This window comes from Microcystis sp. M179S2 (assembly GCF_020245805.1).
GTDB lineage: Bacteria > Cyanobacteriota > Cyanobacteriia > Cyanobacteriales > Microcystaceae > Microcystis > Microcystis aeruginosa.
The window spans coordinates 1-14,020 of record NZ_JADBUE010000221.1 but is presented as its reverse complement, the minus strand read 5'-3'; the positions used below and the strand labels follow the sequence as shown (position 1 = coordinate 14,020).

The following is a 14,020-nucleotide window of genomic DNA, read 5'->3' as shown; positions in this document are numbered from 1 at the left end:
CTAACGCACCCTACTGGACTGTTTCAGCTAATTTGGTGTATTAGAAAAATGCTATAAATTCTATAATCTAAGACTTTAAGCCGAAATCTATTGCCCTATTTTAGTTGAAACAGTCCACTACGATTTATGTTTCTGTTTGTGGCGATAATCTCTGAAAAAAACTAAATCCGTTGAGTATAAGCTACATATCAGGACAGGCACTCATGCAAAAGGGGGAATAAATAATCAGTCTTTAATAACTGGATTTACTATGAACTCTCTAAAATTAATTATGCAAGAACTCTAATCATATTATTGAAAATGGATTTAATATAATTAGCAAAACTAATGATATATATATATATATGCAAATAATTTATATATAATTGACAGTAAAAAGAAACGCCCTTAGGATGCCAACAAAGATTAATTTAATGAATCAAGCTAGACATCCAAGCAGAAGGCATAAGTGGATTTTCCAACACTTCCCCCAATACTTCTAGAAGATGGCTCAAGTCTTTTGGGAGTAGATCAGACTTTGATGGCGACAGCACCATCTATGCTGGCTCCGACAACGCCAGAGGTGACTCCTCTAGTCACACCTCTCACCCCATCTTCTCCTAGCAATTTTCTTGCTCCCGTGAGCGCGACGGCGAGCGATAACTTAGCTAATCAAAGTGATTCTCTGCTATCAACCCCATTATTAGTTAATCAAGAGGCTGCTAATTTCTCCTTTTCAGACCAAGATACTTCTTGGACAGGAACCCCTCAAATCAGTCAGTTAGATGATTTAGGCGAGGTTTTATTCGTTCCGGGTAATCCCTCAGAAAGGGTGAATATGGTTGTCCAGTGGACAGTGCGAGAGGCAGCTTTTAATAATGAAGTGGGATTCTTTCTGGTGGATGCTTTAGGTGGGGTAGAAGGGATCGCCCCCGGTGAAGAAGGATTCGCCGAAGCAGCTTTAAGCAGTCCCAGCCGACAAACTCTCTTCAATTCGGGTAATCAAGCGGGAAATTGGCGGGAATTCACCGTTGCGGGGGGTAGTCGTCTAGGGTTTTATCTGATTCAAAACAATACTAGCGCTAATTGGTTAGAAAATAATCGACAAAATCAGGGTCAATCGGGGTTAGCTTTTTTCTCCCTGAAAGGAGCTAATCCTGATAACTTTGATCATTCCCAAAGTAGTCATCTTGACCGCGGGATCTGGCGGTTTAACTGGGAAGATTTGACGGGTGGAGGAGATCAAGATTTTAACGATGTTGTTTTTAATATTGCTCAAGCAGGAATTGTCTTACCCGGAGACAAAGGACAGCAGGTTCCCCTCACAGTGGAGGCTGTCAGTCAGGATAATACTTTTCCAAACGAGATGGGTTATTACCTGGTTGATACCCCGGATGGCGAGATTAATGGGATTAAACCAGGGGATCAGGGTTATTTAGATGCGGCCTTGTCAGGCGATCGCCACCAGGTAATTTTTGCCTCTGGGAAAGGGTTTGATAGTAAAACGTTTAACGTCCCTTCTGGGAAATATCTGGGATGGTATCTAGTCGCTAACGGGACGACAGATCAGGCGATCGCCAAGGGGGAAAATGCCCCGCCGGTTTTCTTTTCCTATGCGGCGGCCAATGAGGATGGTTTAAATCATGTCCATGCTCAACAGGATAGTCAGACCTGGGCCTGGGAAGATTTTTGGGGTGGCGGCGATCGCGATTTTGATGATTTAGTGTTTCGGTTCAGTTTTGGGGAACCAATTGGAGAACCGATTCAGTTACCGTCTTTGAGTATTGAAAATACCACAGTGACGGAGGGGAATACAGGAACTCAATCTGCTAATTTTACAGTTCGTTTATCAGCCCCTACAAACACAACAGTAACGGCTCAATTTACAACGAAAGATGGAACCGCCCAAGCGGGGACAGATTATGAATCTTCGACGGGAATTTTGACGTTTGCACCGGGAGAAGTGGAGAAAAAGATCGCAGTTGCTGTAAAGGGCGATACAATTAGCGAGCCTACGGAAACCTTCACGGTCAATTTAACAGGAGTGACCAATGCTATCCTGATTCAAGGTGAGGGAATTGGTACGATTATAGATAATGATAATTCGCCGAATCCACCTGATAATAATCCTCCTGTCACCGATGCAGATAAAACTATTACTTTACCAGAAGATAGTCAACCTATACCCTTAAATATTAATCCACCTACAGATATTGATGGGGATACTTTAACGGTTTCTGTCACTCAATTACCTGATAACAGCAAAGGAAGAATCACTTTAGCTGATGGTACAGTTATTAATGTGGGTGATGAGATTTCGATTAATTCTCTAACTTCTTTGCTTTACACCCCTCTAGCAGATGTTAATGGTAATGGTGGCAATTTTGTTTATACTGTGAGTGATGGTAAAGGCGGTAGTGATAGTCAAACCATTAGTTTTGTTATCACCCCAGAGAATACCTCTGTTAATAACCCTCCTGTCACCGATGCAGATAAGACTATTACTTTACCAGAAGATAGTCAACCTATCCCCTTAAATATTAATCCACCTACAGATATTGATGGGGATACTTTAAGGGTTTCTGTCACTCAATTACCAGATAACAGCAAAGGAAGAATCACTTTAGCTGATGGTACAGTTATTAATGTGGGTGATGAGATTTCGATTAATTCTCTAACTTCTTTGCTTTACACACCCCTAGCAGATGTTAATGGTAATGGTGGCAATTTTGTTTATACTGTGAGTGATGGTAAAGGAGGTAGTGATAGTCAAACCATTAGTTTTATTATTACCCCTGAGAATACTTCTGGTAATAACCCTCCTGTCACCGATGCAGATAAAACTATTACTTTACCAGAAGACAGTCAACCTATCCCCTTAAATATTAATACACCTACAGATATTGATGGGGATACTTTAACGGTTTCTGTCACTCAATTACCAGATAACAGCAAAGGAAAAATCACTTTAGCTGATGGCACAGTTATTAATGTAGGTGATGAGATTTCGATTAATTCTCTGACTTCTTTGCTATACACACCTCTAGCAGATGTTAATGGTAATGGTGGCAATTTTGTTTATACTGTGAGTGATGGTAAAGGAGGGAATGATAGTCAAACCATTAGTTTTGTCATTAATCCCAATAACTTAATTGTTTCTGCTGTTTCCGCGAATAATGCTCCTGAATTTACGACTAATCCTGAGTTAAAGATTATTGTCGGTAATGATTATAGTTATGATGCAAATGCCGTTGATGCGGATAATGATACCTTATTCTACTCCCTCTCCCTTGCCCCTGATGGTTTAACCATTGACAATAATACTGGTGTTTTAAGTTGGCAATCCCCAACAATCGGCAATTATAACATCTCTATTTCAGTGGAAGATGGTAAAGGGGGAAGGGATACCCAAACTTATAATTTAGGGGTAGTAACCAACGTTATTGATTCTCAACCAAATCGTCCTCCAGTATTCGTTTCCAATCCCGTCGTTTCTGGTAATCTCAACAGTGAATATCGTTATGATGCTGATGCGACTGATGCTGACAATGATAATTTAACCTATTCTGTCATCAATGCCCCTAATGGCTTGGTAATCAATCAAAATACAGGTGTTGTTACATTCACTCCCACCGTCTCAGGAGAAATCGAGATAACCTTACAAGTTGATGACGGTAAGGGGGGTATTGCGACTCAGGTTTATACTTTATTGGTGTTAGAAGAAGAAACGGATAATTATGCACCTGTCATCATCTCTGAGCCTATTCTTAAAGCTAGTACCAGTCAAAATTATGTTTATGATGTTAATGCGAGCGATCCTGATGAGGATAATTTAACCTATTCTTTAGTTGATGCTCCTCAAGGAATGAGCATTGATAATTTAACAGGAGAAATTCTCTGGAATACAGCAGGTAAAACTGTTGGTAACTATGATATTTCTGTTAAGGTTACGGATAATCGTGGGGGTGTGGATACTCAAGAGTTTGTTATTGCGTTAAATAATGCTTTATTAGGAACAATTGAAGGGGTTAAATGGGAAGATACCAACGGTAATGGAATATGGGATTCAGCTAATTTTGAGGATTTTTCTGTAGATGTATCTTCTTTAATATTGTCTGGAGATACTGCAATCGTAGATAATGCTTTAAGGCTATCATTAAATAGTTTCTACTCATCTGGGAATGCTTTATTAAAAAATCCCTTTAACCTTGTTCGAGATAGTAACCAAAATCTATTATTTTCTACTAACTTCAAATTTTCTATTTCTGAATCTAGCGGGCTTGGGGATGAAGATGGTGAAGGTGCGGATGGTATAGCTTTTATTATCAGTCCAACAGATACCATTGGTAGTGCAGGGGGAGGAATTGGTTATGAAGGCTTAAACAATACTGTTGTTGTTGAATTAGATACATTTAATAATGGTAGCCAAGATCAAAATAATGGCAATCATATTGGTATTAATGTTAATGGAAGTACAACTTCTCTTGTCCAAGCTAATATTCCTACTCGCTTCAATAATGGAGAAATTTGGAATGTTTGGATTGACTATAATGGCTCGTCACAATTACTAGAAGCTAGAGTCTCTCAAGACTCTAATCGCCCTACACAAGCCACTGTTTCCGCAACAATTAATATTGCTGAAATTCTCGGACAAAATGAGTTTTTTGTCGGTTTTACTTCTGCTACAGGGGCAGGATTAGGAAACCATGATATTCTTTCCTGGACATTTATTAACAATGAACCTGCTTTAGAAGGAATTACCGTCTATCTTGACTCAAATAATAATGGCACTTTTGATAATAATGAGCCTAGTCAAATCACCGATGAAAATGGAAAATATCAATTCACTGGTTTAGAAGCAGGTACTTATATTGTCAGGGAAATTATACCCACAGATTATAAACAAACTTATCCAAATGATAAAAAACAAATAGTAACAATAGATCTTCAAGTTTTAGGAATTAACGACCCTTGGCTGTCAGGAATGCCTGATGGTGCGGCAGCTAGTGGGGGAGATGTTGCACCTAATCAATCTCCTATACTGGTTTCACAATTGCCGATTGTTGCTGCTTCAACTCTTACTTTTGATGTAACAGGTAGTGTTAATAATGATCCATTTCCATCAGGTTTAACTCCTGATGGTGGTATCTTCTTCTCTCATGGAGAATTAGATGAAAATGGAATTTCTAACCTAACTGCTCCTATTAATAGTCTAGTTGGTGTATTCTTGACAGATGAACAACCAAATTTAACATCTGCGCCTGATGAACTAAACTTTGAAGAAACTGGCAATATTACTAATGGTATTAATTATACAAAATTATCACCTAAAGTAAAACAAGTTTTCTTTATTGGTGATGGGAAAAATAATGATGGTGTAACTCAGGAAATTATTGTTCCTGAAGGAGCAACAAGGCTGTTTTTAGGCACGATGGATGGATATGATTGGTATAATAACTACGGATCTTTTGATGTTAATATTACTGCTGAAATTCCTGGCGGTATTAGCTATCACATTGTCGCTCTCAAAGCAGGAGAAACTGTTAGTAACATCAACTTTGGCAACCAAAAAATTGATCAACCTATCCCCAATCAGGCTCCCGTATTCACTAGCACAGCGCCTCAAACTGCCCAAATAGGACAATTATTAACCTATCGAGCCACTGCTACCGATGCCAATAATGACAGGTTAACCTATAGCTTACTCAATCAACCTGAAGGCATGGCAGTTGATGCAGAAACTGGTAGCTTAATTTGGCAACCGAAACAAAATCAAATCGGTAATAATCGAGTAGTTTTGCGAGTGTCTGATGGTAAAGGAGGCATTGCTACTCAAGAATTTTTCCTCAATACTAAAGGTATTAACACCCCACCGCAAATTATCTCCTCTCCTAACACCGTTACCCTGATTAATAATACCTACAGCTATGAAGTAAGAGCCACTGATTTTGATAATGATACCCTAACCTATAGCCTAATTAATCCCCCGGAAGGGATGACCATTAATGCCAATACTGGACTAATAGCATATACCCCTACTAACTTAGGAAAACAAACCGTTGAAATCAAAGTTAGCGATGGTTTTGGTGGGACTAACACCCAATCCTATCAATTACAAGTTTTAGCTACATTAGACAACAACTTACCTAGTATTACCAGCACACCTAAAATCATCATTGGTGCTGGGGGATTATATCAATATGATGTCGAGGCTAATGATCCCGAAAATACCGCTATTAGCTACAATTTAACGGTTAAACCCAATGGGATGACTATTGATACAAATACAGGTTTAATTACTTGGCAAACTCAAAACACCACTAACGGTGATTTTCAAGTTACAGTCACAGCGACGGATGCAGATGGTGGGATTGCCTATCAAAATTACTATATCCGAGTTACTCCTAATCAGGCACCGATTATTAATTCTCAGCCGTTAGAATTAGCTCAATTAGGCGTTACTTACAAATATGATGTTATTGCCAAAGATGCAGATAACGACACTTTAACCTATAATCTCTTACAAGCACCTCAAGGTTTAACTATTGATCAATTTGGCCGTATTCGTTGGCAATCTGCATCCCAAAATCAAGGTATTTATCCTGTGACGATTCAAGTCAGCGATGGACGCGGGGGAATCACCACTCAAACCTATAACTTAACCCTTAGCAATGATGATATTACTAATCCGGTAGTGGAATTAGGCTTTAATACTAATTTGATTAATATTGGTCAAAGTATTAATTTCCAAGTTCGAGCAACGGATAATATCGAAGTTAAAACCCTCACTTTAACGGCTAATACAACTCCGCTAACTCTTAATCCTAATAGTCCCAATGGACAAATTAATACTGCTACTTTTGTCGGTCAAAAAGCAGGAGTTTATCAAATTATTGCTACTGCTACCGATGCAGCCGGTAATCAGGATACAGAAACAATTGAAGTGCGGGTACTTGATCCCAGTGATACCGAAGCACCTGTTATTGAAATTAACAAGACTAACTTAGAAGCCACCCAAGGCATTATCAAGTCACCTACAGATATTATTGCTACCATCACAGATGATAACCTCGAATTTTATCGAGTGGAAATTGCCCCGATTGAAGCAGTTGATTTAAGCAATATCGGGGAAAATGATCCCGATTACACTTTATTGACAAAAGGCACTCAAAATGTTACTAATCAGCAGGTAGCTAATCTAGATCCTCGTTTGTTGGCAAATGGAAGTTATCTAATAAAAATTACCGCTTTTGATTTTAGTGGTAATGGTAATGTTCAAGGCGTTATTTTAAATGTGACGGGACAAAATAAACCGGGTGACTTTTCCCTAGAATATACTGACCTATCTATTCCTTTAACTGGTATTCCCATTGAAATTGTCCGTCGTTATAATAGCTTAGAAAGTGCAAGCCAAGGAGATTTTGGCTATGGTTGGGATTTAGGTTTACAAGATGCCAAAATTGTCGAATCCTCCCCCGATGGACGAGATTTAAGTGAGGCTAATTCCGATTTATTTGGGACTTCTAATACTTTCTCCGTCGGGACACGAGTAACTTTAAATACTCCCGATGGCCGCCGCGTTGGATTTACTTTTAATCCCGTACCAGTTTCTGCTAGTTTCTTCGGTGCAATTTATGCTCCTAGCTTTACTCCCGATGCAGGGGTATTTGATAAGCTAGAAACAGAAAACTCTCCTTTAACTATTCGTAGTGACGGTACTGTAGGAGCATTTTTATTCAGTTTTCTTGGTTATAATCCCTCGCAATATAAATTAACCACCAAAGATGGAACGGTTTATAACTATGATCAGAATTTTGGTTTAATTGATGTCACCGACAGAAATGGCAATAAATTAACCTTCTCCGATGAGGGTATTATTAGCTCAACGGGTGCTGAAATTGACTTTATTCGAGATGCTCAAGGTCGCATTACTGAAATTATCGATCCTGATGGTAAATCTATTAAATATGTTTATGATAGCAACGGTGATTTAATTGAGGTGATTGACCGCACTAATAACACCACCCAGCTAGTTTATGATGACCCCAATCGTCAACACTTCTTAACAGAAATTATTGATCCCTTGGGACGCAGTGCGACTCGTACAGAGTATGACGAAAATGGACAAATCAGCAAAATTATTGACGCTAACGGTAATGAATTAAATATCACCTTTGATAATGCTACTAATAGCCAAACTGTTAAAGATCCTTTTGGTAAGACTATTACCCGGGTTTTTGATGCTCAAGGTAATGTTATTCAAGAAGTTGATCAATTAGGGGGTATTACTTTACGCACTTACGATGAAGATAATAACCTGTTAAGTGAAACCGATCCCGAAGGTAATATCACCAGTTATACCTATGATAGTCGAGGTAATAAGCTGACAGAAACCGATGGGGAAGGTAACAAGAAAACCTTTACTTATAACCAAAGTAACGACATCTTGACAGAGACTACTGCTTTAGGTTTTGTCACCACTTACACCTATGATAATAACGGTAATCTCACTAAACGGGAAGACACAGAAAGCAATGTTACTGAATATAAATATGACTCCTTGGGACTTTTAACCACTGTCACCGATGCTAATGGTAAAATTAGTAACTTTAAGTATGATAATCGTGGTAACTTAACTGAATTAACCGATCCTACGGGAGCAAAAACCACCTTTACCTATGATAGTAATGGACGAGTAGCGAGTGTTACTGATGCTTTGGGTGCTATTACTAATTATATCTATGATGCTCAAGGACGCTTGATTGAAAAAGCTGATCCTGAAGGGAGTAGTTGTGGTTGTGCAAGGGGTATTACTAAAACCGAATATAACGCCGCTGGGGAAAAAGTAGCAGAAATAGACGCATTAGGAAGACGCACAGAATACCGTTATAATGATCGTGGTTTATTGATTGAAACCATCTTACCTGATAGCACTCCTGATAATTTAAGCGATAACCCTCGCACCCAAAATGAATACGACGCTTTAGATCGTTTAACGGGTTTTATTGATGAATTAGGACGTAAAACTATCTATATTTATGATGCTTTAGGGCGAGAAATTGAAGTAATTTATCCTGATAGTACCTCTGACAATTTAACCGATAATCCCCGCACTAAGAAAGAATACGATAAAGCTGGGCGAAAAATTGCCGAAATTGACGAATTAGGTAATCGTACCGAATTTAATTATGATCAAGCTGATCGCCTTTTAACTGTTACTAATGCCCTCAATCAAATTACTAGCTATAATTATGATGCAGACGGGCGACAAATTGCCAAAACAGATGCGTTAGGGCGCATCACTGAGTATGATTATGACGAGCTTGATCGTCTTCTTACCACAACTTATGCTAATAATGCTGTAATGACTACCACTTATGATCCTTTAGGACGAGTGATAGCAGAAACCGATTTAGCAGGAAATACCACTAATTATGAATATGACGCTTTAGGAAGACTAACGGCGGTAATTGATGCTTTAAATCAACGCACTGAGTATAAATATGACTTAGTGGGTAATTTAATCGAGCAAAAAGACGCAAATGGTAATATCACTAAGTTTGAATATGACAGTTTACGCCGTCTAAAAGCTACCATCTTACCTGGTGGACAACGTAACGAGACAATTCACGATAAAATCGGTAATTTAATTAAAGTAACCGACTTTAATGGAGCAGTCACCACCTATAAATATAATGAGCGTAACTGGTTAACCGAAAAATCCTTCTCTGATGGTACAGCTACGGAAACCTTTACCTATACCTTGACGGGGGAATTAGCTACCGTTATCGATAACCGAGGGATGACAAATTATGTTTATGATGAGCGTGACAGGTTAATTAGTCGTACCGAACCCGATAACCGTACTATTAGCTATACTTACGACAAGGCTAGTAATATTCTTACCTTAACCGTACCTTCAGGCACAACTACTTATACTTATGATGGGTTGAATCGCCTTGATACTGTTAAAGATGCCGATAATGGAGTAACAGACTACGATTATGATGCGGTGGGTAATTTGATTAAAACAGTCTTCCCCAATGGGGTGATTGAAAATCAACAATATGACTTGTTAAATCGCTTAACCTACCTCGAAAACCGCAACTATACGGGTATTATTTCTAGTTATACCTATACCCTAGATGCAATGGGTAATCGGGTGAAAGTGGTAGAAAATGATGGTCGCACTGTGGAGTACACCTATGACAATCTCTATCGCTTAACCCAAGAGAAAATTACTGACACTGTAGCAGGTAACAAAACGATTACTTATAGTTTTGATGCAGTAGGAAATCGTTTAGAAAAAGTCGATTCAGTGGCAGGTAAAACCACCTATAACTATGATAAAAACGACAGATTGTTAAAAGAAATTCTTGGCGGAAATGTTACCCAATATCAATACGATGATGAGGGTAATCTCCTTGCTAAGGTAGAAAATGGCGCAACTACCACTAATTATGAGTGGAATGCTAAGGGTGAATTAACCGCAGTAGAAGTCACGGAAAACGGCGAAACCGGACGTATCGAGTTTGAATATGATCATAATGGTATCCGAGTGGCGATTGATGTGGATGGTGAGGTGACTCGCTTCTTAATTGACAATAATCAACAGCAATACGCCCAAGTGATTGAGGAATATCAAACTAATGGTACAGTTAATACTACCTATACTCACGGTTGGGATTTAATCTCTCAAGAGGACGGTGTAAATCGGATTTACTATCAAGTAGATGGTTTAGGTAGCACTCGTTTAATGACGGGTAATAATGGTTCTGTCATTGTAGAATATGATTATGATGCTTATGGTAATTTAACCCGTAAAGTCGGGGATGCGGAGAATAATTATCTGTTTGCGGGTGAGCAGTTTGATGATGCGGTAGATGGTTATTATTTACGAGCAAGGTATTATGATCCTAATACTGGGCGTTTTGCTTCCGTTGATCCCTTTGAGGGTTTCAATAATCAACCGATAACCTTGCATGATTATTTATACGCTGGGGTTAATCCGGTAAATGCGATCGATCCTAGTGGGGAAGTGGCTATAATAGAGTATGTTATACTGCTTGGTGGTGCTGCGTTGTTAGCAGACTGCTTAAATTTGATTGATTTGCCAGATATACCAATCAAAAACTTCAATCATTATTCAGCTTTGTATGATTATTATTCATTTGTCCTGGCTGCACTTGGAGCATTAGGAATGGGCAATTTAGCAATTGCAATAGGACTAGGAAGTCTTCTGTGTTATGCAGTCAAGGATAGTCCACATGCAATTTTATACAATCATATTCTAGATAAATTAAGCTTACTAGAGTAATCTTGTAGTAGCCGCTCTTGTAGGGTGCGTTAGGCGGCGATAATTTCTGATAAAAAACTCAAATTAACAATCCGCCGTAACGCACCAACTTCATCATTAAATTGGTGCGTTACGCTTTGGCTAACGCACCCTACGATTTATGTTTTTGTTTGCGGCGATAATCTCTGATAAAAAACCTCAATTAACAATCCGCCGTAACGCACCAACTTCATCATTAAATTGGTGTGTTACGCTTTGGCTAACGCACCCTACTGGACTACCCAATGGAACAATAGAAACCCGTGAATATGACTTGTTAAATCGCCTGCTGTATCTCGAAAATGGTAATAGCAGTGCGATCGCCGATCTTGTAGGGTGCGTTAGGCGGCGATAATCTCTGATAAAAAACCAAAATTAATAATCCGCCCCACGCACCAACTTCATCATCAAATTGGTGCGTTACGCTTTCGCTAACGCACCCTACTGGATTGTTTCAACTAAAATAGGGCAATAGATTTTGGCTTAAAGTCTTAGATTATAGAATTTATAGCATTTTTCTAATACACCAAATTAGCTGAAACAGTCCACTAGCTATGATACCTTGGGAGTATGACAACGACAAAATTTGAGAGTGCGCTGTTTAGGGGGAGATTGAACTAGAATTGAGTTTATGAACTTACAATTTGAGTGGGATAACCCCAAGGCAAAACTTAATCTCAAAAAGCATGGCATCAATTTTGAAGAAGCCAAGGCTGTTTTTCGAGATCCTTTAGCCTACATTTTTGATGATGAGTGGCATTCGGTCGGTGAAAAACGAGAAATTATTATCGGACACGATGACAAGAATCGTCTTTTAGTAGTTTGTTTTACTGAAATAAATCAAATGATTCGTATTATCAGCGCACGTTTAACAACCCAAAAAGAACGCCAAGACTATGAAAAATACACAGGATTCTGAAACCAAACAAAATTTACAAGATGACCTACTTCCTGAATATAACTTTGATTATACTAAGGCTCATCCTAATCGTTTTGCTTCTCAGGTAAATGAAATAAAAATAACTGTCACCTTAGAACCAGATGTCGCTAAAGTTTTCAAAAATTCTGAAGATGTAAACAAAGCACTGCGAGCTATCTTATCCGCTATCCCTGAAAAATAAGCCTGATCTTGTAGGTTGGGTTGACAACGGAAACCCAACATCATCCCCCGATTATTCTTCATGTTATGGGTTGGGTGGCACTTCGTTTAGCTCAAACTGCGAATGATTTTTATTATCTTTGCTCATATAATCAGGAATCTTAACCCTATGCTCTGAAATTATGATACTCTAATCCCAGAGCTTGATTCAGAGCATTTGTAAGATTGTAATATGAGTATTAGCTGGAAAGAAGGAGATCCCTTACCAAATGCAGATCAAGCCGAAATAGACTTGCGAAAGTTTACCGATTACTCATTGCAACCTAACAACCCTTAAAATCAAGGAAAATGGATGGGATTTGCCATGATAGGTTATTCTGTTGAAACTCAAGAAGGCCGTCAAATTGCAACTCAAGATATAATTCAACAAATTCGTCAAATTTTACCTTATGCACCAGCCTATAAAAGCAAAAATAATCCCTATGGTATGAGATTAAAAGTTACAATTAGGATCAAAGGTTTTAATGGAGGGCAAGGAAATTGAATCACAATCTGGCAAATAGATCAAGGCAAAATTATTCCTAGATTAATTACAAACTGGTTAGAAGTTTACAGCTAAAGGAGCAAAACATAATGAAAGCAAAAATTAATGATTCGATTCAAACTTTAATAGATATAACCGCCGATTTTTCAGATTTAATTATTCCTAAAGGAACAATTGGTGCAATGGTTGAATGCTATCCTAATCCTGAAGCATACGCTATTGATTTAATGATTTATAATCCTAAAGTCATTGGTGGTTTTACTTATGAAAATGTAATTTTATCTCCTGAACAATTTATTGTTATTTCTTCTCAATCAATATCAGTGCGATCGCCTGATCTTGTAGGTTGGGTGATCGGTACTCAACCCAACATCATCCCCATGATGCTCTAATCTTGTGTCGTGATCTTGTGATATTTTGGTTGAGAGTGCGATGTTGAAGGCACTGCGTAGCAGCACGCTAATTCATAAATTATCGAATAATTCATAAATTATCAAAGGAGATTGTCATGAAAGGAGAATTAACCGCCATCATTGAAGCAGCAACAGAAGGGGGATACTGGGCGATTTGTCCTGAAGTCCTAGGTGCAAATGGTCAAGGAGAAACCATTGAAGAAGCCAAAGAAAGCTTAAAAAGTGCTATTCAACTAATTTTTGAAGATCGTTTAGCTGATATTCGTCGAGGACTATCAAAAGAAGCGATCGAGGAGACAATTTCCATTCCATGAAACGTCAAGAATTAGAAAAAAAGTTGCGGAAAGCTGGTTGTTATCTTAAGCGAGAGGGTGCATCTCATTCTCTTTGGATTAACCCTCAAACTGGGGTCATTGAAGCTGTACCACGACATACAGAAATCAAAGAATTTTTAGCACAAAAAATTCTCAGAAACCTGAATGCCCAATAGTGCGATGCCGAAGGCACTGCCTAGTGGGACTTAGGCGTTTTCGGTCAGCAAAAAAGGCTCAAACCATTACGGGACAAAGGGTTAACCTCGATTTATGATTTTCCTTGATCTATCTGGGTTTCAGCGATTTTGGGCTTCTCGAAGTAAATCCCAAGCGGGG

The 14,020-nt window shown here is 38.6% G+C and carries 7 protein-coding genes; all 7 read left to right on the top strand.

The window, feature by feature from the left end; translation table 11 throughout:
* Positions 1-520 precede the first annotated feature (520 nt).
* The 7 genes from IM500_RS13775 to IM500_RS13745 all read left to right on the top strand — a co-directional run bounded on the left by IM500_RS13775 (position 521) and on the right by IM500_RS13745 (position 13,860).
* Positions 521-11,296 carry an Ig-like domain-containing protein gene (locus tag IM500_RS13775; protein WP_287738695.1) on the top strand — a complete coding sequence of 3,592 codons (10,776 nt, stop codon included), beginning with the start codon at positions 521-523 and terminating at the stop codon, positions 11,294-11,296.
* Positions 11,297-11,945: 649 nt separating this feature from the next.
* Positions 11,946-12,233 carry a BrnT family toxin gene (locus IM500_RS13770; RefSeq protein WP_194013636.1) on the top strand — a complete coding sequence of 96 codons (288 nt, stop codon included), beginning with the start codon at positions 11,946-11,948 and terminating at the stop codon, positions 12,231-12,233.
* Positions 12,211-12,435: a hypothetical protein gene (locus tag IM500_RS13765; protein ID WP_002782285.1), complete on the top strand. Its 225-nt coding sequence runs from the start codon at positions 12,211-12,213 to the stop codon at positions 12,433-12,435. Before IM500_RS13770 ends, IM500_RS13765 begins: the two co-directional genes overlap by 23 nt.
* Before the next feature lie 330 nt (positions 12,436-12,765).
* Positions 12,766-12,957, top strand: a complete 192-nt coding sequence (locus IM500_RS13760; protein WP_242034768.1) for a hypothetical protein — start codon at positions 12,766-12,768, stop codon at positions 12,955-12,957.
* Positions 12,958-13,046: 89 nt separating this feature from the next.
* Entirely contained in the window at positions 13,047-13,349 is a 303-nt protein-coding gene (locus IM500_RS13755) for a hypothetical protein (protein WP_190723740.1), read from the top strand.
* A gap of 116 nt (positions 13,350-13,465) precedes the next feature.
* Positions 13,466-13,684 (top strand): type II toxin-antitoxin system HicB family antitoxin, encoded by a 219-nt coding sequence (locus tag IM500_RS13750; protein ID WP_190723739.1) that lies wholly within the window; start codon positions 13,466-13,468, stop codon positions 13,682-13,684.
* Positions 13,681-13,860: a type II toxin-antitoxin system HicA family toxin gene (locus tag IM500_RS13745; RefSeq protein WP_002782277.1), complete on the top strand. Its 180-nt coding sequence runs from the start codon at positions 13,681-13,683 to the stop codon at positions 13,858-13,860. Before IM500_RS13750 ends, IM500_RS13745 begins: the two co-directional genes overlap by 4 nt.
* The last annotated feature ends 160 nt before the right edge of the window (positions 13,861-14,020 follow it).

Excerpts from the sequence above, each read along its gene's own strand:
- IM500_RS13760 (WP_242034768.1), top strand. The coding sequence starts at position 12,766 with ATGGGATTTGCCATGATAGGTTATTCTGTTGAAACTCAAGAAGGCCGT.
- IM500_RS13745 (WP_002782277.1), top strand. The coding sequence starts at position 13,681 with ATGAAACGTCAAGAATTAGAAAAAAAGTTGCGGAAAGCTGGTTGTTAT.
- IM500_RS13765 (WP_002782285.1), top strand. The coding sequence starts at position 12,211 with ATGAAAAATACACAGGATTCTGAAACCAAACAAAATTTACAAGATGAC.
- IM500_RS13750 (WP_190723739.1), top strand. The coding sequence starts at position 13,466 with ATGAAAGGAGAATTAACCGCCATCATTGAAGCAGCAACAGAAGGGGGA.
- IM500_RS13755 (WP_190723740.1), top strand. The coding sequence starts at position 13,047 with ATGAAAGCAAAAATTAATGATTCGATTCAAACTTTAATAGATATAACC.
- IM500_RS13770 (WP_194013636.1), top strand. The coding sequence starts at position 11,946 with ATGAACTTACAATTTGAGTGGGATAACCCCAAGGCAAAACTTAATCTC.
- IM500_RS13775 (WP_287738695.1), top strand. The coding sequence starts at position 521 with ATGGCGACAGCACCATCTATGCTGGCTCCGACAACGCCAGAGGTGACT.